This is a genomic window from Goodfellowiella coeruleoviolacea, assembly GCF_024171785.1.
Taxonomy (GTDB): Bacteria; Actinomycetota; Actinomycetes; order Mycobacteriales; family Pseudonocardiaceae; genus Goodfellowiella; species Goodfellowiella coeruleoviolacea.
This window is the reverse complement of record NZ_JAMTCK010000015.1, coordinates 185,599-209,986: the sequence shown is the minus strand read 5'-3', so window position 1 is coordinate 209,986 and position 24,388 is coordinate 185,599. Positions and strand designations below refer to the sequence as shown.

The 24,388-nt window shown below is 73.0% G+C and carries 20 protein-coding genes; 5 read left to right on the top strand and 15 right to left on the bottom strand.

Going from position 1 to position 24,388, the window contains the following annotated elements:
* Window positions 1–50: 50 nt before the first annotated feature.
* The 8 genes from nirB to LX83_RS28815 form a co-directional block, all read right to left on the bottom strand.
* Complete coding sequence (gene nirB / locus LX83_RS28850; RefSeq protein WP_253776970.1) at window positions 51–2,558, bottom strand: nitrite reductase large subunit NirB; 2,508 nt, start codon at window positions 2,556–2,558, stop codon at window positions 51–53.
* A gap of 205 nt (window positions 2,559–2,763) precedes the next feature.
* Window positions 2,764–4,152 carry a nitrate/nitrite transporter gene (locus LX83_RS28845; protein WP_253776968.1) on the bottom strand — a complete coding sequence of 463 codons (1,389 nt, stop codon included), beginning with the start codon at window positions 4,150–4,152 and terminating at the stop codon, window positions 2,764–2,766.
* A gap of 120 nt (window positions 4,153–4,272) precedes the next feature.
* Complete coding sequence (locus tag LX83_RS28840) at window positions 4,273–5,877, bottom strand: FAD-dependent oxidoreductase (RefSeq protein WP_253776966.1); 1,605 nt, start codon at window positions 5,875–5,877, stop codon at window positions 4,273–4,275.
* A complete protein-coding gene (locus tag LX83_RS28835) occupies window positions 5,877–7,991 on the bottom strand; it encodes a molybdopterin oxidoreductase family protein (RefSeq protein WP_253776964.1) in 2,115 nt (704 codons plus the stop codon). Before LX83_RS28835 ends, LX83_RS28840 begins: the two co-directional genes overlap by 1 nt.
* A 425-nt stretch (window positions 7,992–8,416) precedes the next feature.
* Window positions 8,417–9,214 carry a TIGR02569 family protein gene (locus tag LX83_RS28830; protein ID WP_253776962.1) on the bottom strand — a complete coding sequence of 266 codons (798 nt, stop codon included), beginning with the start codon at window positions 9,212–9,214 and terminating at the stop codon, window positions 8,417–8,419.
* Between the two features lie 274 nt (window positions 9,215–9,488).
* Entirely contained in the window at window positions 9,489–10,649 is a 1,161-nt protein-coding gene (gene moeZ / locus LX83_RS28825; RefSeq protein ID WP_253776960.1) for an adenylyltransferase/sulfurtransferase MoeZ, read from the bottom strand.
* Between the two features lie 182 nt (window positions 10,650–10,831).
* The gene (locus LX83_RS28820; RefSeq protein ID WP_253776958.1) at window positions 10,832–11,989 is read right to left on the bottom strand and encodes a DUF3152 domain-containing protein; all 1,158 of its coding nucleotides are present in this window, start codon (window positions 11,987–11,989) and stop codon (window positions 10,832–10,834) included.
* Between the two features lie 88 nt (window positions 11,990–12,077).
* Window positions 12,078–13,094 carry an alpha/beta fold hydrolase gene (locus LX83_RS28815; protein ID WP_253776956.1) on the bottom strand — a complete coding sequence of 339 codons (1,017 nt, stop codon included), beginning with the start codon at window positions 13,092–13,094 and terminating at the stop codon, window positions 12,078–12,080.
* 227 nt (window positions 13,095–13,321) lie between these two features.
* Here LX83_RS28815 and LX83_RS28810 point away from each other — a divergent pair, with 227 nt between their 5' ends.
* Window positions 13,322–13,960, top strand: coding sequence for a TetR/AcrR family transcriptional regulator (locus LX83_RS28810; protein ID WP_253776955.1), 639 nt, complete (start codon window positions 13,322–13,324; stop codon window positions 13,958–13,960).
* A 105-nt stretch (window positions 13,961–14,065) separates the two neighbouring features.
* Here the strand turns inward: LX83_RS28810 and LX83_RS28805 are convergent, their stop codons facing one another.
* Together LX83_RS28805 and LX83_RS28800 are read right to left on the bottom strand one after the other, a co-directional pair.
* Window positions 14,066–14,299, bottom strand: a complete 234-nt coding sequence (locus tag LX83_RS28805) for a DUF3107 domain-containing protein (protein WP_253776953.1) — start codon at window positions 14,297–14,299, stop codon at window positions 14,066–14,068.
* A gap of 78 nt (window positions 14,300–14,377) precedes the next feature.
* Window positions 14,378–15,055, bottom strand: a complete 678-nt coding sequence (locus LX83_RS28800; protein ID WP_253776951.1) for a ferritin-like fold-containing protein — start codon at window positions 15,053–15,055, stop codon at window positions 14,378–14,380.
* A gap of 435 nt (window positions 15,056–15,490) precedes the next feature.
* On the opposite strand from LX83_RS28800, the gene LX83_RS28795 reads away from it, so the two are divergent.
* From LX83_RS28795 to LX83_RS28785, 3 genes are all read left to right on the top strand, one after another.
* A complete protein-coding gene (locus LX83_RS28795) occupies window positions 15,491–17,182 on the top strand; it encodes a DEAD/DEAH box helicase (RefSeq protein WP_253777119.1) in 1,692 nt (563 codons plus the stop codon).
* A gap of 129 nt (window positions 17,183–17,311) precedes the next feature.
* Complete coding sequence (locus LX83_RS28790; RefSeq protein ID WP_253776948.1) at window positions 17,312–18,865, top strand: Rv3212 family protein; 1,554 nt, start codon at window positions 17,312–17,314, stop codon at window positions 18,863–18,865.
* 53 nt (window positions 18,866–18,918) lie between these two features.
* Window positions 18,919–19,827 (top strand): alpha/beta fold hydrolase, encoded by a 909-nt coding sequence (locus LX83_RS28785; protein ID WP_253776946.1) that lies wholly within the window; start codon window positions 18,919–18,921, stop codon window positions 19,825–19,827.
* Window positions 19,828–19,858: 31 nt separating this feature from the next.
* Here LX83_RS28785 and LX83_RS28780 read toward each other — a convergent pair whose 3' ends face one another.
* From LX83_RS28780 to LX83_RS28760, 5 genes are all read right to left on the bottom strand, one after another.
* On the bottom strand, window positions 19,859–20,617 hold the full coding sequence (locus LX83_RS28780) for a hypothetical protein (RefSeq protein WP_253776944.1): 759 nt from the start codon (window positions 20,615–20,617) through the stop codon (window positions 19,859–19,861).
* Window positions 20,618–20,882: 265 nt separating this feature from the next.
* Complete coding sequence (locus LX83_RS28775; RefSeq protein WP_407649689.1) at window positions 20,883–21,716, bottom strand: RecB family exonuclease; 834 nt, start codon at window positions 21,714–21,716, stop codon at window positions 20,883–20,885.
* A gap of 76 nt (window positions 21,717–21,792) precedes the next feature.
* Window positions 21,793–22,653, bottom strand: coding sequence for a PHP domain-containing protein (locus LX83_RS28770; RefSeq protein ID WP_253776942.1), 861 nt, complete (start codon window positions 22,651–22,653; stop codon window positions 21,793–21,795).
* 128 nt (window positions 22,654–22,781) lie between these two features.
* A complete protein-coding gene (locus tag LX83_RS28765) occupies window positions 22,782–23,342 on the bottom strand; it encodes a PH domain-containing protein (protein WP_253776940.1) in 561 nt (186 codons plus the stop codon).
* Between the two features lie 36 nt (window positions 23,343–23,378).
* Complete coding sequence (locus tag LX83_RS28760) at window positions 23,379–23,597, bottom strand: hypothetical protein (protein WP_253777125.1); 219 nt, start codon at window positions 23,595–23,597, stop codon at window positions 23,379–23,381.
* Window positions 23,598–23,678: 81 nt separating this feature from the next.
* Here LX83_RS28760 and LX83_RS28755 point away from each other — a divergent pair, with 81 nt between their 5' ends.
* A complete protein-coding gene (locus tag LX83_RS28755) occupies window positions 23,679–24,104 on the top strand; it encodes an NUDIX hydrolase (protein ID WP_308204068.1) in 426 nt (141 codons plus the stop codon).
* The last annotated feature ends 284 nt before the right edge of the window (window positions 24,105–24,388 follow it).

Below are 24,388 nucleotides of genomic sequence, written 5' to 3'. Positions count from 1 at the left end.
CGCTGTCATGGCCGTCGCTGTCATGGCCGTCCCTGTCATCGACGCTGTCATCATCGTGCCACCACCTCCGGGGTGCCGAGGGAGACCGGAACCCGCTGCCCGCGTTCCTCGCGGAAGGAGATGGTGGGGTCCGGCGTGCCCGGCGCGTTGACGAACGAACTGAACCTCGCGAGCTTCCTGGGATCGTCGAGCACACCGCGCCATTCGTCCGAATAGGACTCGATGTGCCTGGCCATGGCCTCCTCCAGCTCGGCGCAGATGCCGAGGCTGTCGTCGACGATCACGGCGCGCAGCTGGTCGAGGCCGCCGGCCAGGTTCTCGATCCAGGCCGAGGTGCGCTGGAGCCGGTCGGCGGTGCGGATGTAGAACATCAGGAACCGGTCGATCAACCGGATCAGCGTCTCATCGTCCACATCGGACGCGAGCAGGTCGGCGTGCCGCGGGGTGAACCCGCCGTTGCCGCCCACGTAGAGGTTCCAGCCCTTGTCCGTGGCGATCACGCCGAAGTCCTTGCCGCGCGCCTCGGCGCACTCCCTGGCGCAGCCGGACACCCCGGCCTTGATCTTGTGCGGCGAGCGCAGGCCCCGGTAGCGCAGTTCCAGCCTGATGGCCATGCTGACCGAGTCCTGCACGCCGTAGCGGCACCAGGTGCTGCCCACGCAGGACTTCACCGTCCGCAACGCCTTGCCGTAGGCGTGGCCGGACTCGAAACCGGCGTCCACCAGGCGCTTCCAGATCTGCGGCAGCTGGTCCACGGTGGCGCCGAGCAGGTCGATGCGCTGCCCGCCGGTGATCTTGGTGTAGAGGCCGAAGTCCTTGGCCACCTCGGCGATCACCATGAGCTTCTCCGGGGTGATCTCGCCGCCGGGGATGCGCGGCACCACCGAGTAGGTGCCGTTGCGCTGCATGTTGGCCAGGAACTGGTCGTTGGTGTCCTGCAGGCCGGCGCGCTCGCCCTCCAGCACGTGGCCGCGGCCAAGCGAGGCCAGGATCGAGGCCACGGCTGGCTTGCAGATGTCGCAGCCCCGGCCCCGGCCGTGCGCCTCGATGAGCGCGCTGAACGTGCTGATGCCGTTGGTGCGGATGATCTCGAACAGCTCGGCGCGGGACTGGCTGAAGTGCTCGCACAGCGCGGTGGACTGCTCCACACCGCAGTTGGCCAGCAGCTGCTTGAGCATGGGCACGCACGAGCCGCAGCCGGTGCCGGCCTTGGTGCACGACTTGATCGCGGCCACGTCCGTTGCCGCGCCCGAGGTGATCGCCTCGGTGATGGTGGCCTTGGTGACCGCGTGGCAGGAGCAGACCTGGGCGTCGTCGGGCAGCGCGCCCACGCCCACGCCGGTGCCGGCGCCGCCGGCCGGGGCGACCAGGGTGCCGGGGTCGGCGGGCAGGGGCCGGCCGACCAGCGGGCGCAGCGTGGCGTAGCCGCTGGCGTCACCTACCAGCACGCCGCCGAGCAGGGTCTTGGCGTCGTCGGAGATGACCAGTTTCTTGTAGGCGCCGGACACCGGGTCGTTGTGCACGACCTCCAGCGCACCCGGTGTGCTGGCGTGCGCGTCGCCGAAGCTGGCCACGTCCACGCCGAGCAGCTTGAGCTTGGTGGAGGTGTCCGCGCCCGGGAAGCTGGCCCGGCCGCCGAGCAGCTGGTCGGCCACCACCTCGGCCATGGCGTTGCCCGGCCCGACCAGGCCGTAGACCCGGCCGCCGACGCAGGCGCACTCGCCGACCGCCCAGATGTGCTCGTCGCTGGTGCGCATGGTGTCGTCGACGACAACGCCGCCGCGTTCGCCCACGGCCAGCCCGGCCGCCCTGGCCAACTCGTCGCGGGGCCGCACGCCGGCGGAGAACACCACCAGGCCGGTGTCGATCACGGTGTCGTCGGAGAGCACCACGCGGTGCACCGCGCCGTCCGGCCCGGCCTCGATCCGACTGGTTGACACTCCACAGTGGACGCTCAGGCCGAGGCGCTGGATCTGCCGGCTCAGCAGGGCGCCGCCGCCCTCGTCCACCTGCAGCGGCATCAGCCGGGGCGCCATCTCCACCACGTGCGCGGTCAGTCCGAGCAGCCGCAGCGCGTTGGCCGCCTCCAGGCCGAGCAGGCCACCGCCGACCACCACGCCCACCGGGCTGGTGGCCGCGCCGGCCCGGATGCCGTCCAGGTCCTCGATGGTGCGGTAGACGTGGCAGCCGGGCAGGTCGTGACCGGGCACCGGCGGCACGAACGGCCGCGACCCGGTGGCCAGCACCAGCGCGTCGTAGCCGTGCTCGACACCGGACGCGGTGCGCACCACGCGCCGCTCCCGGTCGATGGCCGCGACCGGGTCGCCCAGGTTCAGCTCGACCAGGTCGTCACCGGTGAAGTCCACGCCGGGCAGGGTGAGCGTGCCAGGGTCCCAGGTGTCCACATAGGAGGAAAGAGCCACCCGGTCGTAGGCCGGCCTGGCCTCCTCGCCGAGCACCACCACGCGCCACTCGCCCGCGGTGTCCCGGTCGCGCAGGGCCTGGACCAGGCGATGGCCCACCATGCCGTGGCCGACCACGACCAGTCTCCGTGTCATCGGCAATCCTCCTGATCGTTGATCTGAGGGAGTGTTCCGGTCCCCGGCGTCGGCCGCGTTCACCGTTGACGTTCCTGCCGAGCGTGTGTTTCATGCTCACCAGCGGCCGTGTCCGAGCCGGGTCGATCGCGTTGCGCGGACGTAACAGGATGCTCTCTGCGCAGGTCAGAACCTGTGCGGATGGTTTTCCCGCCGCACTGGCCGGTCAGCCGCCCGCGCCGGCCAGCCTGGCCGCTCCCGTCCCGGCCGGTGCCGACCGCAGGTACACCGCCCAGGTCAGCGCGAAGCAGACCGCGTAGAACACCAGGAATCCGACGAACGCCGGCACCCCGCTGCTCGCCGTGGCGAACGAGGACCGGAACGCCAGGTTGATGAACAGCCCGCCGAGCGCGCCGACCGCGCCGGCGATGCCGATCACCGCGCCGGACAGCCGCCGCGCCCGCGCCACGGCCTCGGCGCGGTCCTGGCCCGCCGCCACGGCCGCGGCCGCCTTGTCCTGGAAGATCGCGGGAATCATCTTGTAGGTGGACCCGTTGCCCACCCCGGAGAACACGAACAGCGCCACGAAGCAGGCCACGAACACGGCCAGCGAGTCGGCCGAGGACGCCACGATCGCGCCCACCGTGCCCAGCGCCATCAGCGCGAACGTGGCCAGGGTGACCCGGGCGCCGCCGAGCCGGTCGGACAGCCAGCCGCCCAGCGGCCGGGACACCGAACCCAGCAGCGGCCCCAGGAACGTCAACGCCGCGGCCTGCAACGGGGTGCGGCCGAACTGGGTCTGCAACACCAGGCCGAAGGCGAACCCGTAGCCGATGAACGAGCCGAACGTGCCGATGTAGAGGAACGACATCACCCAGCAGTGCGGGTCGCGGACCACCTCGCGCATGGCCCTGGTGTCGCTGCGGCCGGTGGCCAGGTTGTCCATGAAGAACACCGAGCACAGCGCGGCCACCACGATCAGCGGCAGGTAGACCCACAGCACCAGGCGGGGTGTTGCCGCGCCGGCCGTGCCCAGCACCAGCAGGCCGACCAGCTGCACCACGGCCACGCCCAGGTTGCCGCCGCCCGCGTTCAGGCCCAGCGCCCAGCCCTTGCGGTGCTCCGGGAAGAACATGTTGATGTTGGTCATGGACGAGGCGAAGTTGCCGCCTCCCACCCCGGCCACCGCCGCCACCAGCACGAACGTGCCCAGTGACGTGCCCGGCTGGATGACCAGCGCGGCCAGCGCGGCGGGCACCAGCAGCAGGGCCGCGCTGAACACCGTCCAGTTGCGCCCGCCGAACCGGCTCACCGCCAGCGTGTAGGGCAGCCGCAGCACCGCGCCGACCACCGTGGGCGTGGACACCAGCAGGAACTTGTCCGCCGCGGTCAACCCGTACTCCGGGCCCATGAACAGCACCATCACCGACCACAGGCTCCAGATGGAGAACCCGATGTGCTCGGCCAGGATGGAGAAGACCAGGTTGCGCCGGGCGATCCGGGCGCCGGTGCGGGCCCAGAACTCCGGGTCCTCCGGGTCCCAGTGCTCGATCCACCGCCCGCGCCGGGCCACTGCCCGGCCGCCGCCGGCCTCCTCCGCTACCGCCGTGCTCACTGGCGCCTCCTCGGCACGTTGTTCCAGGTGGTTGTCGGGCCACAGGAACGCCCTTGTTCCGCGCCACGGCCCGCGTCCGCCGCGGGGTAGAACGGCCCCGCGCGCACACGGGGGTCACGCTCAGGCCAGCACCGGCACCGGGTTCTGCTGGCTGCTCTCGTCGCTCTCGTCGCTCTCGCCCGCCGGCACCCCCGGGCTCTCCGGGCTCTCCGGGCCGCCGGCCGGCGCGGGCTGGTCCGGGGACTCCTGCGCGCTCAGCCAGTCGACCAGCCCGCACACCGCGTCCCGGCAGCCACCGCAGCCGGTGGTCGCCCGGGTGGCCGTGGCCAGCGCGTCGGCCGTGCGCGCGCCCTCGCGCCACGCGCTCACCAGCCGGCCCTTGCTGACCGTGTTGCACCGGCAGATCACCGCGCTGGCCGGCAGGTCACCGGCACTGGCCGCGGCACCGCCGGCCGCCGGCAGGGCACCGCCCAGCAGCAGCGCCAGCCGGTCCGCCGGGGCGGGCAGGCCCCGGTCGTAGAGGTGGGTGACGGTGGCGGCCGCGTCCGGCACGCCCAGCATGATCGCGCCGGCCACCCGGTCCTCGCGCAGCACGAGCTTGGCGTACCGGCCGCGCGCCGGGTCCTGCAAGCACAGCACCTCGGCGTCGGGCGCGTCCACGTCCACGTGCACCTCGCCCAGCGCGGCCAGGTCGATGTCCCGCGCCTTGAGCCGGGTGACCACGGAGGTGCCCCGGTAGCCGGCGTCCGGCGCGGCCTCGGTGAGCAGGTCGGCCACCACCTCGGCCTGCTCCCACGCCGGCTGCACCAGGCCGCTGACCGTGCCCGGGTGCTGGGCGCAGTCGCCGATCGCGTACACGTTGGGGTCGCTGGTGCGCAGCCGGTCGTCCACCACGATGCCGCGGTCCACGGCCAGGCCGGCGGCCACGGCCAGCCCGGTCTCGGCCCGCACCCCGGCGGAGACCACCACCAGCTCGGCCGGCACCGTGCTGCCGTCCGCCAGCTCCAGGCCGACGCCGGGCACGTGCCTGGCCGCGCCCACGCCCAGCCGGAACTCCACGCCGTGGCTGCTCAACACCTTGGCCAGCACCCGGCCGGCACCCGCGTCCAACTGGCGTTCCATCACGTGGCCCATCGGGTGCACCACGGTCACCCGCCGGCCCCGGCCGGCCAGGCCGCGCGCGGCCTCCAGCCCGAGCAGGCCGCCGCCGAGCACGGCCACCCGCCCGCCGATCCCGGTCGCCGCGGTGATCCGGGCGCAGTCGTCCAGCGTGCGGAACACGGCCACGCCCGGCTGGAGGCCGCCGTCCTCGGTGCACAGCCCCTCGATCGGCGGCAGCCAGGCGCGGCTGCCGGTGGCCAGCACCAGCGCGTCGTAGCCGACGCTGCTGCCGTCGGCCAGGCCGACCGTGCGGGCGGCCCGGTCGATGCCGGTGACGGCCAGCCCGGTGCGCAGGTCAACGTGGTGGTCGGCGGCCCAGCCGTCGTCGTGCAGGCGCACCGCCCACTCGCTCATGGTGCCGGCGAGCACGTTGGACAGCAGCACCCGGTTGTAGGCGGCGTGGGGTTCCGCGCCGACCACGGTCAGGTGCACCCGGTGCGCGTGCGGGTCGCGCGCGCGGATCTGCTCGGCCAGGCGCGCGCCGGCCATGCCGTAGCCGACGACGACCACCCGGAGGGCACCGGTCGTGGTGGGGGGCGGGAGAACTTCCGCGGTCCGAGTCATCAACCGCTTCCTTTCGGCACGGTCGGCGCGGAAGCCGGGGTGAGCCGCACCGCGCAGACCTTGAACTCGGGCATCCGGCTGGTCGGGTCGAGCGCCGGATTGGTGAGCAGGTTCGCCCGCTGCGCTGCGGGAAAGTGGAACGGGAGGAACACCACGTCCGGGCGGATGCTGGCGACGCACCGCACCCGGGCCTCGGTCTGCCCGCGCCGGGAGGCCACCACGGCGAGGTCGCCGTCGACCAGGCCGGCCCTGGCCGCGGTGTCCGGGTGCACCTCCACGTGCGCCTCGGGCGCGGCCTCGACGAGTTCGGGCACCAGCCGGGTCTGCGCGCCGGACTGGTAGTGCTGGAGCACCCGGCCGGTGGTGGCCAGCAGCGGGTAGTCCGCGTCGGGCCGCTCGGCCGGCCCCCGGTGGTCCACGGCCACGAACCGCGCGCGGCCGTCGGCGTGGGCGAAGCGGTCCAGGAACATCCGGGGCGTACCGGGGTGGTCGGCCTCGGGCACCGGCCAGTGCAGTGCCTCCCCGGCGCGCAGCCGCTGGTAGGTGACGCCGGAGTAGTCGGCGGGCCCGCCGGCCGAGGCGCGGCGCAGCTCGGTGAACACCGTCTCCGGGTCGGTGGGGAACCGCTCGGCCGGCTGGCCCAGCCGGGTGGCCAGGCCGTGCAGCACGTCCAGGTCGCTGCGCGCGCCCTCGGGCGGGGTGATGGCGCGCTGCCGCAGCAGCACCCGGCCCTCCAGGTTGGTCAGCGTGCCGTCCTCCTCGGCCCACTGGGTGACCGGCAGGACCACGTCGGCGGTCGCCGCGGTGTCCGACAGCACGAAGTCGGCCACGACCAGCAGGTCCAGCGCGGCCAGCCGGTCGGCCACCCGGCCGGCGTGCGGCGCGGACACCAGCACGTTGGACCCGAACACCAGCAGGGCGCGCGGCCCGTTCGGCTGGCCGAGCGCGTCCAGCAGCTCCACGGCCGAGCGCCCCGGGCCGGGCAGCGACTCGGCGGGCACGCCCCACACCGAGGACACGTGCGCGCGGGCCGCCGGGTCGTCGATCCGGCGGTAGCCGGGCAGCTGGTCGGCCTTCTGCCCGTGCTCCCGGCCGCCCTGGCCGTTGCCCTGGCCGGTGAGGCAGCCGAACCCGGAACCGACCCGGCCGGGCAGGCCCAGGGCCAGCGCCAGGTTGATCCAGCCGGACACGGTGTCCGCGCCGCTGGCGTGCTGTTCGGTGCCGCGCCCGGTGAGCAGGTAGGCGCTGCCGGCCTCGGCCAGCAGGCGCACGGCCCGCCGCTGGTCGGCCGCTGCCACCCCGGTCACCCGCTCGGTGCGCTCCGGCCACCAGTTCGCCGCGACCTGCCAGGCCGAGGTGAACCCGGTGGTGCGCTCGGCCAGGTAGTCCTCGGCCAGGTACCCCTCGGCCACGGCCACGTGCAGCAGGCCCAGGGCCAGCGCCAGGTCGGTGCCGGGTGCCGGCCGCAGGTGCAGCGCGGCCAGTTCCGCGGTGGGCGTGCGGCGCGGGTCCACCACGATCAGCCCGCCCGCGTCCGCGGCGTGCCGCAGGTGCTGGGTGAACGGGGGCATGGTCTCGGCCACGTTGGCCCCGGCCAGCAGCACGGCGTCCGCGGTGTCCAGGTCGGTGACCGGGAACGGCAGGCCCCGGTCCAGGCCGAACGCCCGGGTACCGGCGGCGGCCGCCGAGGACATGCAGAACCGGCCGTTGTAGTCGATCTGCGCGGTGCCCAGCGCCACCCGCGCGAACTTGCCGAGCAGGTAGGCCTTCTCGTTGGTCAGCCCGCCCCCGCCGAACACGGCGACCGCGTCCGCGCCGTGCGCGGCCTGGATGCCGCGCAGCCGCTCGGCGACCAGGTCCAGTGCCTGCGCCCAGCTGGCCGGCCGCAGCGGCTCGTCGCGGTGCCGGCGGACCAGCGGCGTGGTGAGCCGGGCCGGGGTGTTCAGCAGCGTCGCCGACGTCCAGCCCTTCTGGCACAGCCCACCCCGGTTGGTGGGGAACTCCCTGGGCCGCACGCTGGCCTCGCGCACCGCGCTGACCTGCTCGGATCCCAGGTCTGCCCGGTCGCTGCCCCGCGCGTCCGGGTCCCGCGCGTCCGGACCGGTCACGACCATCCCGCACTGGAGTGCGCAGTAGGGGCAGTGTGTCGCCGCCTCCCGCCGCTCTCGCCGCGGCCGGGTCACTGGCTCCGGCACGGTCAGCACGTGATCACCTCCTCGCGACAAAGGGTGCTCGCTTGACTCCGGGCAGCTACTGAATCGAGACCTGAATCACCGCGCGCATACATCACAGATCGGGCAAAGGGGTCCCAACCGCCGCCGATTCCACTCGTTCAGCCGACATTGGCGGACACTATGAAGCCCCTGTTACCCCGGCGTGGCCGCATGTTGCGGACAGGGGAAATTGCCTGCGCAGAGCCGGTGTCACCGCGGTGAACCGGGCGCGCCAAGCACGGCGAAGACCCAGGTCACCACCGGGTTCCCGCTGCTCGTGAGGCAGCCGGGCCGGGTGACCTTGGACGCGACTTCGTTCCGGGGGCTTACAAGAGGCGGGTGATCTGGTGCGCCGCCCGGTCCAGGCCGCGCAGGGACTGCGCGGTCGAACTGGGGTGCAGCGCGTGCACGGCGAGCCGGAACAGCAGGGCCCGCAACAGCGCCTGCGGCCACTCGGGCAGGTGCGTCCAGCGCAGCAGGATGCCCTGGTCGGCGCCGCCCCAGGCGAGCGCGTCCACCACGATCACGGCCGCGGCCCACTCGGCCGGCCGCCAGTAGGGCACGAAGTCGATGATGGCCGGCGGCGCCGACCCGGAGAACAGCACGTTGCCGAACAGGTCACCGTGCACGACCTGGGGTTTCAGCGAGATGGGCCGGCGGGCGGCGGCCAGCACGTCGAACAGCCGGCCACCCCGGTCGTGGTCGAGCGGCACGCTGGTCTCACCCCACGCGCACCGGTCGGCCAGCGCGAACACGTCGGTGCGGGCGGCCAGGAACCGGGGTCTGGGCAGGTCGGCGGTGGCCTGGTGGAGCCGAACGGACACGGCGACCACCTCGTCGTGCCTCGGCTCGGCGCGGCCGGACACGTACTTCATGGCCGCCCAGCCACCCACCACCCAGCGCCCGTCGGTGGACCGCACCGGGCGGCCGAGACGCAGGTCGGGCACGTTCAGGGTGTCCAGCGTGGTGGCCACCCAGGCGGCCTCGGCCGGACTACCGGCGGGCTTGAGCGCCACGTCACCGCACCGCCAGGCCGGCCCGCCGTCGATCAGCTCGGGCTCGGCCGCCCTGGCCCCGAACGCGGCCCGGACATGCGCCGGGGGCGGCACCGCAGCATCACTCACGCCCTCACCTCACTCGCCCGCGTCTTCGCGCGCGATCAGTGTCAGGGCGAGATCGCGCGCACCAGCCTCTCACGAGCGGGCACGCTACCGTGACCAGCGCCGCCACGGGTGGAGGACAACCCCAACCCCCCGCGAGTCGACTTTGCAAACCCCGCGAGTTGACACTTCACGCAGGCCCGAACGGGTGACACCACCCCGCCGCGGCCCGCCCCCGGGCGTCCAGGAGCGGGCCGGCGATCAGGGCGTGACCAGGCCGGGGATCAGCAGCCGGGGATCAGTACGTGGGCAGGCTGGGGTCGACCTCGCGGGCCCAGGCGAGCACACCACCGCCCACGTGCACCGCGTCCCGGAACCCGGCCCGGTGCAGCGCGGCCAGCGCCTCGGCCGAGCGCGCCCCGGACTTGCAGTGCAGCACCAGCGGCTTGTCCTGCGGCAGCTCGGCCAGTGCCTCACCGGACAGGATGCGGTCCTTGGGGATCAGCACCGAGCCGGGGATGCGCACGATCTCGTACTCGTGCGGCTCGCGCACGTCCACCAGCAGGAAGTTCTCCCCGGCGTCCTGCTTGTGCTTGAGTTCCAGCGGCGTGATCGTGTGGCCGGCCGCGGCCTGCTGGGCGTCCTCGGACACCACACCGCAGAACGCGTCGTAGTCGATCAGCTCCTTGATCGGCTCGCCGGCCGGGTCCTTGCGGATCTTGATCGTCCGGTAGGTCATCTCCAGCGCGTCGTAGACCATCAGCCGGCCGAGCAGCGGCTCACCAATGCCGGTGATCAGCTTGATCGCCTCGGTGACCATGATCGAGCCGATCGACGCGCACAGCACGCCGAGCACGCCGCCCTCGGCGCAGGAGGGCACCATCCCGGGGGGCGGGGGCTCCGGGTAGAGGTCGCGGTACTGCGGCCCGTGCTCCTCCCAGAACACGCTGACCTGGCCCTCGAACCGGAAGATCGAACCCCACACGTACGGCTTGCCCAGCAGCACGGCGGCGTCGTTGACCAGGTAGCGGGTGGCGAAGTTGTCGGTGCCGTCCAGGATCAGGTCGTAGTCCCGGAACACGTCGAGCGCGTTCTCCGAGGACAGGTGCACCTGGTGCAGGTTGACCTTGACGAACGGGTTGATCTCGGCGATCGAGTCCCTGGCGGACTCCGCCTTGGGCCGGCCGACGTCGGACTGGCCGTGGATGACCTGGCGCTGCAGGTTGGACTCGTCGACCACGTCGAACTCGACGATGCCCAGCGTGCCAACGCCCGCGGCGGCCAGGTACAGCAGGGCTGGGCTGCCGAGACCGCCCGCGCCGACCACGAGCACCTTGGCGTTCTTCAGCCGCTTCTGCCCGTCCATCCCGACGTCCGGGATGATCAGATGGCGGCTGTAGCGCGCGACCTCCTCCTTGGACAGCTCCGCGGCGGGTTCCACGAGCGGCGGAAGCGGCATCCCTGCTCCTTCTCGAAGTGGGCGGATCAGCCGGGCCTCCGGCTGGGAGCCCTCACCTGCTGGTGAGGTCCGTCGGTGGCCGACAGAACTTACCTATGGCAACGCCAGCGTGGCCGAACGTCTTCCGCCCGGAAAAACCGTCCCAGCAAGTGGACACACCCGGGGGTGTGGGCCGCCTCGGCTCAGTTCTGGCCCTGCGGCACCGGCCAGGCGTTCACCCGGCACGTCTTGCCGTCGTTGGGCACCGCGCCGGAGTTGGACGGATCCACCTGGTTGAGCAGGTACACGTAGTCGTTGGCCACGCCGAAGGTCTGCTGCATCATCACCGGCGCCAGGTCGCCGTCCTTCTTGCACGCCTCGTGGTAGTGGTTGAGCGCGTGCCCCACCTCGTGGTTGATGGCGTACCGGCGGTAGGTGTCCATGTCGCCGTTGAACGCCTTGGCGCCGCGCACCCACCGGGCCAGGTTGATGATCACCCGGCCGGTCTCCCGGGAGTTGCACGAGGCCGGGTACTTGATGTTGAACCCGCACAGGTCGGGCCGCTTGGTGGTCTCCGGCGTGGTCAGGCTGACCCGGAAGTCCGGCCGTTCCACGTTCGGGTCCACCCGCTCCAGCGACACGTCACCCGACGCGGTCCAGCCACGCGCCGGGTCGGACAGGGTCTGGTCGATCAGCAGGGCCAGGGCGTCGTCCCCGCCGTACTCGCCGGGGTTGATCCCGTCCTCCACCTCGATGGTGTACTTCTTCACCGGCCCGCCCGTGCCGTACTTGGCCTTGGTGCCGGGAATCACCCGCCAGGTGCTGTTGCCCTTCTGGGTGAAGTCGAAGCCGTCGGGCAGCTCCGCCGTGGGGATGTCCGGGCCGACCGGGGTGGCCGGGATCTCCGCGCCCAGCGGCGGCCCGCTGGTGGCCGGCTGATCGCCGCTCGCGATCGACCCGCCCAGCGTGCCGCTGCCCGGATCGCTGGACGTGCCGGTGGTGTCCATCACGACCAGCGCGGTCAACGCGACCAGCACCGGCACCGCGTACACCCGCCAGCCGTAGTGGGCCAGCAGCGCGCCGATGCCCCGGCGCCGCCGCTCCTCCTTGTCGCGCTTGGCCTGCCCGGCCGGCCGCCGGCCCGACCCGGTGTCGCGCTCCTGGTCCTCCAGCGGCCGCCAGGACGCGGCCAGCGGCTCCGCGCTGGTGCGCCGCGCGCCACGGCGGTAGCGGTCGGGGCCGCCGCGCGCGGTCGCGGGCCGCCGGGAGGTGCCGGAATCCTCGGCCGAGGAGCCGCGCCGCACCGCCGCGCCGCGCCCTCCCTGTCCTGATCCAGCTGAACCGCTCCGAGGACCACTCACGGATTCAGAGTGCCATCGCTGCTACTCACCGCACAAAACGGAGTGCGTCCCACGAATGTGGCCACCGGGTGTGCTCCACCGGACGCGGTCACCAGGCGCGCTCGGCCACGGCACCCCACATGCCCAGCACGGCACGCGCCACCGACACCGGCTGCTCCATCTGGGCGCAGTGGCCGGTGCCGGGCAGCACCAGCAGGCGGCCCCGGGGCAGCAGCTCGGCGGTGCGCGCCGCCTTGCGCACGCTGACCAGCCGGTCCCGGTCGCCCCAGACGACCAGCGCGGGCACGGACACCCTGGGCGCCACCTGCCACAGCGACCGCGCCCTCGGCACCAGCCACGCCCGGATCAGCCCGAGGGTGCTGCGGTTGATCGCGTCCGCCGCCCACGGCAGGCCCAGCCGGCCGGCGATCTCCTGGGCCGACTCCGCCACCCGGTGCTCGGGCACCCGGCCGGGGTCGGCGAAGCACAGCCGGATCATCTGCTCGGCCCGCTGCCTGGGGGTGAGGCTGGCCAGCTGGCGCCGCACCGGGCCGCCCAGCACCGGCAGGTAGGCCAGTGGCATCCGCGGGTCGGCCATCCGCCGCAGGTCCGGGCGCAGGTCGGGGACGGCCGGGGACACCAGGGTGAGGGTGCGCACCAGCTCGGGCCGCTCGGCCGCGACGAGCATGGCGATCGCCCCGCCCATGGAGTTGCCGAGCAGGTGCACCGGCCCCCGGTCCAGCCCGGCCAGGTAGTCGGCCACCACGGCGGCGTGCGAGGTCAGCGCGAAGTCGAAGCCGGCGGGCGGCTCGCTCTGGCCGAACCCGGGCAGGTCCACGGCCACGCCGTGGGCGCTGCCGGCGAGCAGGTTGGCCAGGTCGGTCCAGTTGGTGGCGGACCCGCCGAGCCCGTGCACGTACACGGCGGTCGGCGCGTCCGGGTGCGGGCCGGGGGTCTCCCGCACGTGCAGGGTGGCGCCGGCGAGGGGCACCTGCCGGCCGGGCCACGGCGGGATGCTGGTGTCCAGTTCCAGCGGTGCGGTGGACAGCGGCACGAACGTCAGCGGCACCCGAGCGGGCCGGGCCTGGCCGCCTCCGGTGGCGTGGGTCGAGTGGGCGTCCGTCACCGTTCCAGGATGCGCCCGCCCGCGCGGACCGCACCCGTCAGCGTCCGCGACCCCGCCGGCACGGACGCGCCGGTCGGGTGGACTCGCCGGTCGGGCGCCACCGAGAATTCTCGGTTCCCGACTACCGACGAGTAAGGTCAGGTGGTGGTGACCCGAGCCGACGGCCCGAGTGCAGGCGCGGCCGAGGCAGCACCACACGGCCACCGTTCGACCTGGCTGGAGGCACCATGACGGAAACGGCGGAACCGAGCACCACACAGGCCGGACGCGGCGTCCGGCTGCCCCGCACCGCCCGGCGCGCCCAGTTGCTCGCCGCGGCGCAGGACGTGTTCGTGGCCAACGGCTACCACGCCGCCGCCATGGACGAGATCGCCGAACGCGCCGGTGTCAGCAAGCCAGTCCTCTACCAGCACTTCCCCGGCAAGCTCGAACTGTATCTGGCGGTGCTGGAGACCCACGTGGACGAGCTGATCGCCCGGGTGCGCGACGCGCTGGAGTCCACCACCGACAACAAGCAGCGGGTGCAGGCCGCCGTGGGCGTGTTCTACGACTTCGTGGACCGCGAGGGCCAGGCGTACCGGATGGTGTTCGAGTCGGACCTGCGCGGTGAGCCGGCCGTGGCCGAGGCCGTGCAGCGGGCCACCTCGGACAGCGTCGACGCGATCACCGACACCATCACCGCGGACGCCGGCCTGGACGCCGACCGCGCCCGGCTGCTGGCCGTGGGCCTGGTCGGGTTGAGCCAGGTCACCGCCAGGGCCTGGCTGGACGGTGAGCGCAAGGTGAGCAAGGAGGAGGCGGTGGCGCTGATCTCCAACCTCGCCTGGAAGGGCATCGGCGGCGGGTTCCCACTGCAACACCCCTGAGTCAGACGCGGAATGAGCCCCGCGGGCGGTGCCGAACACCGGCCGCGGGCTCGATCCGCCTGGTCCTGCCGGTCAGGTCCTTCTTGCAGGTCCTACTCGCAGGTCCTACTTGCTGTCGAACGCGAAACCCACGCGCCGTGCGTCGCTGGGGCCGATCTCCACGTAGGCCACCCGCGACGAGGGGACGACGTAGCGCCTGCCCTTCTCGTCGACCAGGGTGAGCAGGCCCTTGGGGTTCTGCAGGGCGTCGGCGACCAGCGCCTCGACCTCGTCCGGGGTCCGGTCGCTGGACACGACGAGTTCCCGCGGGCTCTCCGCGACGCCGATCTTGACCTCCACGCTGACCTCCGCCTCACAACCAACGAAACGTACGAGGCAACCCTAGTCGAACCGAGGGTATTCCGAGGGGCTGGCGGGTCAGCCCAGGCCGAGCGCGGTCATCCGGCGGCTGTGCGACTGTTGCAACCGGCGGAACAGCCCGGCGATGCCGGCCAGGTCACCGGTGCCGCGCACGATCAGCTCGGCCAGCCCGTCCCGCTCCGCCACCACGTACTGCGCCTGGGTGAGCGCCTCTCCCAGCAGCCGGCGCCCCCACAGGGTCAGCCGGTCCCGCAGGGTGGGGTCGCTCTCACAGCCCGCGCGCACTTCGCGCTCGGCGAACGCCGAGTGGCCGGTGTCGGCCAGCACCTCCAGCACGATCTCCTTGGTCGGCTCGTCCAGCCAGGCGGCGATCTCCCGGTAGAAGTCGGCCGCCAGCCCGTCGCCGACATTGGCCTTGACCAGCGACTCCAGCCAGGAGCGGGGCGCGGTGGACTCGTGGAAGGCGTTGAACGAGCGCACGAACGGGCGCATCGCGTCCTCGACCGCGACCCCCCGTTCGGCCAGGCACTGCTCCAGCAGCTTGTAGTGGCCGATCTCGGCGGCGGCCATGGCGGACAGGGCGGCGCGGCCGGGCAGGGTGGGGGCGATCCGGGCGTCCTCGGCCAGCCGGTCGAAGGCGGACAGCTCCCCGTAGGCGAGTACGCCGAGCAGGTCGATAACGCCCGCCTCGATGCCTGGTGTGGTCGCCGTGGTTCGCTGGTCAGCCTCGCTCATGACAGCGAGCGTAGTGGGCGGGGACAACCTGCTGACAAGGTCGAAGCGGCCACTACCTGGCCGGTCCGGGTAGACTTGCGTGTTGACGCCTGGCGCTTGCCGTTGCGCGGCTGCCCTTCCCACCCGCTGGCCGGCCTCGCGGCAGCGACAGCGCTGGCGCACGACGCATGCGGCACCGTGCCGCTACATGGAGGGTGCGCGCCAACCTCGCCGGCCCTCCCGCGCGCTGCCTGGCCCCACGGCCCGGGCGTGGAAGCGCGGTCGAGCGGCCTGTCCAGGGCCGGGCGCGCTGGTACGAGAGAGGCGATCACCCTGACCGTCAGCAATCACGACACCGACACCGACACACCACGTGCGGCGGACGTCATCCACGAGCACGGCACCCACGAGCACGGCACCCACGAGCACAGCTCCCCGGCACCGGACTCCCCCGGGCTGGACTCCCCTGGGTTGGATTCCCCTGGGTTGGACCCGGTCGCGCTGGAGCACAGCGAGGCCGGCATCGACGACGCCGACACCTCCCACCCGCTGCACCCGCTCACCGCGAACGCGCCGGCCCACGCCGACTCCCCCCGGTTCGCCGACTTCAACGTGCGGCCGGAGATCATCCAGGCGCTGGCCGAGGCCGGCATCGAGCGGACCTTCGCCATCCAGGAGCTGACCCTGCCGCTGGCACTGGCCGGCGACGACGTGATCGGCCAGGCGCGCACCGGCACCGGCAAGACCCTGGCGTTCGGCGTGCCGCTGCTGGAGCGGATCACCACGCCGGGCGACGGCACCCCGCAGGCGCTGGTCGTGGTGCCGACCAGGGAGCTGTGCCTGCAGGTCACCCACGACCTCACCGACGCGGGCAAGTACCTGGGCATCCGGGTGCTGGCCGTGTACGGCGGCCGGCCCTACGAGCCGCAGATCCAGGCCCTGCGCAAGGGCGTCGACCTGGTGATCGGCACCCCGGGCCGCCTGCTCGACCTGGCCGAACAGCGCCACCTGGTGCTCGGCAAGGTGCGCGGGCTGGTGCTGGACGAGGCCGACGAAATGCTCGACCTCGGCTTCCTGCCGGACATCGAGCGGATCATGGACATGGTGCCCGAGCAGCGGCAGACCATGCTGTTCTCCGCCACCATGCCGGGTCCGATCATCACCCTGGCCCGCACGTTCCTGAACCGGCCGACGCACGTCCGGGCCGAGGAGACCGACGCCGGCGCGGTGCACGAGCGCACCAAGCAGTTCGTCTACCGGGCGCACGCGCTGGACAAGGTGGAGCTGGTCGCCCGCGCCCTGCAGATCGAGGACCGCGGTCTGGCCATGGTCTTCATGCGCACCAAGCGCACCGCCCAGAAGGTCGCCGACGAGCTGACCGAGCGCGGTTTCGCGGTCGCGGCCGTGCACGGCGACCTCGGCCAGGGCGCGCGGGAGCAGGCGCTGCGCGCGTTCCGCTCCGGCAAGGTCGACGTGCTGGTCGCCACGGACGTGGCGGCCAGGGGCATTGACGTGGACGGCGTCACCCACGTGATCAACTACCAGTGCCCGGAGGACGAGAAGACCTACGTGCACCGGATCGGCCGCACCGGCCGGGCCGGCCGCACCGGCGTGGCCATCACCCTGGTCGACTGGGACGAGGAGCCCCGCTGGCAGGCCATTGACCAGGCGCTGAACCTGGGCATCCCGGAACCGGTGGAGACCTACTCCACCTCCGAGCACCTGCGGACCGACCTGGGCATCCCCGAGGACGCCACCGGCCGGCTGCCGCTGAGCAAGCGGACCCGCTCCGGACTGGCCTCCGAGCCGTCCGACGAGCCGGACGCGCGGCAGCGCAAGCGCCGGCGGACCAGGCGCGGTGGCGGTGACGGGGCCGCGGAACCGACCGCGTCGACCGAGTCCGGTGCGACCGGTGCGACCGGTGAGACCGCCGCCAGCGAGTCCCGCCCCCGTCGCCGGCGGCGCCGCCGCGGCGAGGTGGTGTCCGGTGGCGAGGGTGCCGCTGAGGCGGCGACCGCCCGGCCGGAGACCACCGCGGACGAGGGCGAGGAACGGCCCCGGCGGCAGCGGCGTCGGCGGCGCGCCGGTGTGGAGGTGTCCAAGGCTGAGGTCGGCCAGGAGCGCCCGGGCGACGAGACCAGCCAGTGATCTGGGCCGAACCGGTGGGCACACCGGCAGCTCACCGGCGGCCGGCACACTAGACACCCAGGGACGAGGGGCGTGCTCACCGGATGTCGTGGTCGGCACGTCGTCGACGCGAGCACCAGGAGCAGGCCAGTGGGACGACCCGACCAGCCCGACCAGCCGGGGCAGGCGGATCAGCAGCGGCACGAGGCCGGCACGCCCGCGCAGTCACCCGAGGCGTCCGGCGAGGTGGACGGGCCGACACCCGACAGCCCGGCCGAGGCGGCGGCCAGCCCGGCCGCTGCCGGCGAGCCCGAGCCGGACAGCGCTGGCGAACCCGAGCCGGGGGCGGACGGGGCTCACCCGGACCACGACGTGGTGATCGGCGCCGAGGACGTGCTGGCCGCGCCCGCTGCCCCGGTGCCACCCGCTGCCGGCTCGGCCGACCCGACCCCGTCCTCCACGCCGCCACCAGCGGCTTTACCTCGCAGCTGGCGCCGACCAGCCGACTACGCCGCGGTGGCCGTGATCCTGGTGGCCGTGCTGGTCGCCGGCCTGACCGTGTGGTGGTTCAGCGACGCCAGGGCCACCACCCTGGTCACCGCCAGCGGGCCGGCCCCCACCCTGGCCCAGCCCGGCGAGGTGCCCGAGGCGCTGCACGAGGTGTGGCGGGCGGCCAGCGCCACCACCACCGCGCCGGTGGTGATCAGCTCCACCGTGGTCACCGCGGACAGCGGCCAGGTGGCGGATCGCGACCCGCTGACCGGACAGGTGCGCTGGTCCTACACGCGTGACCTGGAGCTGTGCACGGTCGCGCCGGCCTGGGGCCGGGTGCTGGCGGTGTACCGCAAGGAGACCAACTGCAGCGAGGTGACCGCGCTGGACGCCGGCACCGGGCAGCGCGGTGCGCAGCGCAACGGCAACGCCGAACTGGGCACCCGGCTGCTCTCCGACGGGGTGCACGTCACCGCCACCGGCCGGGAACTGGCCGAGGTGTGGCGATCGGACCTGGTCAAGTCGCTGGAGTACGGCAGGGTGCCGGCCATCGTCAACCCGGGCAAACAGCCGAGGACCGGCTGCGTCTTCGGGTCGTTCGCGGTCACCTCGGGCCGGGTCGCCGTGGTCGAGCGGTGCCCGGACCAGGACCCGAGCGACCGGCTCAGCGTGCTCAAGCCGAACCCGGAGGAGTCGGACAAGCCCGAGGTGATCTCCACGACCCTGCTGCCGACGAAGGGCGGGCGGGTGATCGCGGTGTCCAACACGCTGGTGGCCTCGGTCGTGCCCAACCCGGCGCGGCTGGTGGTGACCGAGGTCGAGAACGGCAACCAGGTCGCGGAGTACCCGCTGGACCTGGGCGCCGACGACCTGACCGGTGACCCGGCCGGCTGGACCGTCCCGGTCACCGCGGGCGCGGGCACGGCCTACTGGTTCACCGGCTCGCGCACGGTCGCGCTGTCCCTGGAGGACTTCCGCCCGCTGTGGACGGTGGAGAACACCCTCGGACCGGGCACGCTGCTCGCCGGGCGCCTGCTGCTGCCGGTCGCCGAGGGCGTGCGGGTGATCGACCAGGCCACCGGCGCCACCGAGCGGACCATCGCCGTGGACCGCCAGGGCTACCAGGGGCAGGTCGCGCTCGGCGTGGCCGGCCCGGTGGTGCTGGAGCAGCGGGGCGGCACGCTGGTGGCACTCGACTCGGGGGCGAGATAACACTCTCGTTGTCGGAACAAGCAGCGTGCTGACCGGTGCGGCAAACTCGAAATGTGACAGCGCAGCCAGAAACACCGCCGGTGCCGTCCCAACTGAGTCCACACCGAGCCGTCCGCACCGACCTGCCCGGACGGTACGGGCCGGTGGCCGCCCTGCACGCCCCGGCCTCGGCCACCTGCCCGGACCTGGGCGCGACCGCGCTGCTGGTGCCCGGCTACACCGGGTCCAAAGAGGACTTCGCGCCGCTGATCGACCCGATCTCCGACGCCGGCATCGAGGTCTTCGCCATCGACCTGCCCGGCCAGTACGAGTCGCCCGGCCCGGTCGCCGAGGCCGAGTACCGGCCGGCGCCACTGGGCGCGGCCCTGGCCGAACTGGTGGAGAAGCTGGCCTCGGAGGGCCGGACCGTGCTGCTGCTCGGCCACTCCTACGGCGGCCTGGTGGCCAGGGGCGCCGTGCTGGCGGGCGCGCCGATCGCCGGCCTGACCCTGCTCAGCTCGGGCCCGGCGGAACTGCCCGTTGGCGAGCGCCGGACCGCGCTGGACGTGGGCGAGTCCATGCTGCGGCAGCAGGGCATGGCCGCGGCGCAGCGGGTGCGGGAGTCGCTCGACGCGGCCAGCCCGCAGTGGGCCAGGCAGCCCAGGGCGGTGAAGGCGCTGTTCCGGGACCGCTTCCTGCGCTCGTCCCCGTCCGCGCTGCTGGGCATGGCCGACGGGCTGCGCTACGAGCCCGACCTGGTGCCCACCCTGGCCAGGGCGCTGCGCACGGCCGGCGTGCCCTGCCTGGTGGTGTGCGGCGAGGACGACGACGCCTGGCCGGTGGGGCGGCAGCGGGACATGGCCGAGCGGCTGGACGCGGACTTCGCCGTGCTGCCCGGCGCCAAGCACAACCCCAACATCGAGAACCCCGAGGCGCTGCTGGCCACCCTGCTGCCCACCTGGCGCGCCTGGCTGTCCAGCTAGCGCTCTCCCACCACCGGCTAGTTCTCGCTGGTCAGGCCCACCAGAAGAACCACAGCGCGGCGCCGCTGGCGGCCAGCACGACCAGGGCGCCCAGCGCGGCGGGCAGCCCACGGCGCCGGTCGGCCACCCGCTGCCCGACCACCGCGACCACGGCGGCCACCACGTGCGCGCCCACGTCCCACAGGCCGGGGCCGGGCTGGCCGTTGTTGCCGGCGTACACCTGCATGGCGATGAGGCCCAGGGCGAGCAGCACCATGCCCGCGGCCAGCGCGCCGGTCAGGTTGCGCCAGGTCGACGCCCCGCCCCTGGCCGCCGCGGGCGAGGCCGCACCGGCCGGTGCCGGCTCGCTCGGCCCGGACTCGGACAGCGCCACCGTCTCCGGCTCGGCCGGGCCCACCGCGTTCAGCGCCCCAACGCCCGACCCCACCGCGTCCGATCCCACCGCGTCCGACCCCTCCGCGTCCGACCCCGGCAGCTCCTCGTCGGCCAGCGGCTCACCCGGCTGCGGCCGCGGTCGCGCAGTCTCGGCCGGCTGTCCCGATGTCTGTCCCGGTGCCTGCCCCTTGGCCGGTGCCTGGTGTGGCTGACGCAGTGGTGCTGTCGGCGGTGTCCTCGGTGTCGCGAACCGCGCCTGTGGCACCTGCCGTGCCTGTTCCGCCCGGCGCTCCGACGGCAGCAGCACCGGTGTCGTGTTGGGGTCCGGTTCGCCGCCCTGATGCGGGCGCACCGGGGTCGTGTTCTGGTCCGGCTCGCCCGGCTGGGGCATCGGCCGGGTGGTCCCTCGGTCCACCTACAACTCCCTGTTGGATTGCTCGGCTCCGGTTTCACCGGGCTCTCGTCCGGCTCCGTGCGCCGATCCGCGCTCGCTCCGCTCGGTTCACCAGGTCACGCCTGGCGGCCCAGCGATGCTCACTCGCTGCCCGAACGGTTGTCATGCCACCCGCTTGTCCCGCCAGCCGTCCCACCGCCGCCGGGAATCCCACCACCCCAGATCCTGCCGTCCGGGATCCGGTCGGCCAAGGTCCGGATCCCGGACCCGGTTCCGCTGCCCGGCGTCACGGTGCGAGCATGGCCCACGGTTCGAGGTCGGGTGCGGCTGCCCTCCCCTCGGCGCAGCCGCGGCGGAAGTCGCACCACGAGCAATGCCTACCAGGGCTGGCGGGAAACAGCACGTCCGGATCACCGCCCGCGGCCAGCGTGTCCGTGGCCAGGCCGAGTTCCTCGGCCGCCTGCTCGGCCCTGGCCACGTGCCGGGCCAACGACTCGTCGGTGTGCTCCCAGGCCGCGACCGTACCGGTGGGCAGGTGGTGCAGCTCGACCCGGCGGCACCGGCGGCGCAGCGTCCGCCTGGCGGCCAGGGCGTACAGGGCCAGCGCCTGGGACCCGCGGGCGTCGTCAACGGTGAGCGCGTGCCGGCCGGTCTTGTAGTCGACGATCACCAGCTCGCCGTCCCGCTGGTCGATCCGGTCGACCCGGCCCTCGGCCACGATCCGCGCGGTCGGCGCGGACACCCACCGCTCCAGACCAATCGGGTCCGCGGTGGGGTCGATCTCGGCGACGTAGTCGGCGACCCAGTCCCGGGCCCGCTCCCGGTACCGCGCGGCCTGGTCGCCGTCCCGGAACCCGTCGGACTTCCAGTACCTGGTCACCAGCGCCGCTGCCGCTTCCGGCGTGCGCTCGGCCGCCGGCAGGTCGAACAGGGCACGCAGCGCGTTGTGCACCACCGCGCCCAGCGTGTTGTGCGCCCACGCGCCGCCCCGAGCGGGCGTTGGCCGGTCCAGGTAGGCCATCCGGTACCGCCGGGGGCAGTCGGTCCAGGTCGACAGCTTCGCCGGAGTAACCCGCACCAACTTCTGCGGCATGTTGTCAAAGCCGAGCTGCCCGGTCACGCGGTCAACGTTACGCACTCGGTCGGATACTCCCGTCGCCTCCCCCTGGCCGGCGGACCGCCCGCCCGAGCGCACCTCAACCGACCAGAACACTGCCACCGGTGGCCCGGTCCACCAGGTCCTCCAGCACCTCCGGCGCGGTCCGCTCCTGGCCGAGCCGAACCGTCTTGTTGGTGCCGTGGTAGTCGCTGGACCCGGTGGTCACCAGGCCGAGTTCGGCGGCCAGCCCCCGTAACCGGGCGCGTGTCGGCTCGTCGTGGTCGGGGTGGTCGACCTCGACGCCGGCCAGGCCGAGCAGGGCCAGGTCGGCGATCACGTCCTCGGTGACGATCCGGCCCCTGGACACGGCGAACGGGTGCGCGAGCACGGTCACCCCGCCGGCCGCGGCGATCATGGCGACGGCGTCGCGCACCGGGGTGTCCGCCCTGGGCAGGTGGTAGGGCCCGGCGTTGCCGAGGAACCTGGCGAACGCCTCGTTCACGCTGGCCACCACGCCGGCGTTGACCAGGGCCCTGGCCAGGTGCGGCCGACCGCCGGGCGAGTCCGGCGGCAGGCCGGCCATCAGGGCGTCCGGATCGACCGGAAACCCGTCATCGGCCATGCGCACCGCCATCTGCCGCAACCGGCTCCGCCGCTCCGCGCGCAGCCGCGACTGCTCGGCGATCAGCGCGGGCGAGGTCGGGTCGAACAGGTAGGCCAACAGGTGCACGGTGAGCCGGCCGCCCCGGCCGTCCGGACAGTCGCAGGACAGCTCGGCGCCGGGCACCAGCCGCATGCCGGCCGGCAGTGCCTGGGCTGCCTCGGCCCAGCCGGCCGTGGTGTCGTGGTCGGTCAGCGCGATCACGTCCAGGCCGGCGGCCGCGGCCGCCGCCACCAGTTCGGTCGGCGTGTCCGTGCCGTCGGATTCGGTCGAGTGGGTGTGCAGGTCGATGCGCACCCAACCAGTGTGACCGATCACCGCGCCAGCACCGGCGCGGCCATCAGCACCAGGGGAAGCACACCGAACGGGGTATCAGTACCAGCAGGACCGGGCCGAGCGGTCGGGCCGCCCGCGCGGCGGTGTGGTCAGGGCACCATCTTCTTGCCCCGGGCCGCCCGCTGCGCCTTGATCATCGAGAACCGCTCGGCCTGCGCCTTCTTGTCGCCAAAGACCAGCTCGGAGATCGCGTCGTAGACCTCCTCGGGATTGGGCAAGAACTCGATCTTGTTCAGGGCCTGGATCTGCCCCGCGGACTCCACCACGAGGGTGCCGTAACCGAACATGCGACCGAAGAACGACCGGTGGTAGGTCAGGTCGGTGACCTTGCCGATCGGCATCATGGCCACGTTGCTGGTGAACACACCCGAGGTGAGCATGAACCGCTTGTCGGTCACCACGATGCGCTCCACCCACCAGTCCATGACCAGGTAGGTGAAGCGCAGCAGCACCGCGAGCGCGCCGTACCAGAGGATCGTCTGGAGCAGCCACGCCGACTGGGGTATCACCTGGGAGATCAGGATGGCGCCGGCCAGCAGACCACACGCCTCGATGATCTCCCACGCCAGGTACGTCCAGTGCCGGCGCACACGGATGACCCGCCGTTCGGTTTCGAGCAGGTACTCGTCGGGATCCCTTGGTGCGAACACGGCTTCCCCGTCCCCTCGGCGTCCTCGCGACGGCGACTAGAACAAGTTCTGCACGAAGGTGATGAGCGCCTCGGCCGCGCTCTGCAGGGTGGTCAGGATGTTGGTGACCAGGCCCGCTGACGCGTTGGGCTGCGCGATCAGGAAGTACAGCAACAACGCGATCCCGGCCCAAGTGAGGATCTTCTTCAGGTTCACGTCGATCAACCCCGTCTGCTCGCACTCGATCAGGCGCCAGTGAGAACCGTTGTACCGCACTCTGCGGCACTAGAGGAGATTTGTACCGCACATGGGCCAGTCGGACGCACCGCCAATCCGGTGTGACTACGCTCCGTGCTTGTGACGGCAAGCAGCGCGGGGACGATCCGGTGTGTCGGCGCGGTTGTGCATGACTCCAATGGGCGACTCCTGCTCGTGCGGCGGGCCAACGAGCCAGGTCGCGGCCTGTGGTCGCTGCCCGGCGGCCGGGTCGAGCCGGGCGAGACCGACGCGGTCGCGCTGGCCAGGGAGGTGCACGAGGAGACCGGACTGAGCGTTGCCGTGGGCGAACTGGTCGGCTGGGTGACGCGCCCGGCCGCACGCGGCGTTTACGCCATTTACGACTACCGCTGCCAGGTGACCAGCGGAGATCTCCGTCCGGGTGACGACGCCTCCGATGCCGCCTGGGTGAGCGGTGCGATCTTCGACACACTTAACCGGGACAATATGGTTACGGAGCGTCTAGCACAGACTCTCGCGGAGTGGGACTGCCTGCCGAGGCCCTGATCCAGCCCAACCGGTGAACCCCCGCCGGAGCGGACCAATCCCCAACTACCCGGTGATACTGGACCGGTTCAGAACCCCGGGTCCGAGCGGGCCGAGCGCTGCCGTCACTGGGCCATCTTCACCCGCACGTTCACCCATTCATTCACTGTCATTCACCCGTATTCACCCGTTCGTGCCCCAAGTTGTCCACAGCCCCGCGAGTTGTCCACAGGCTGCCGTCACCGGCTATCTCCCACCGGGGTGCGCCAATAGGCTGGACCTGGGGTCGCCCCCCTGGGAGGGCG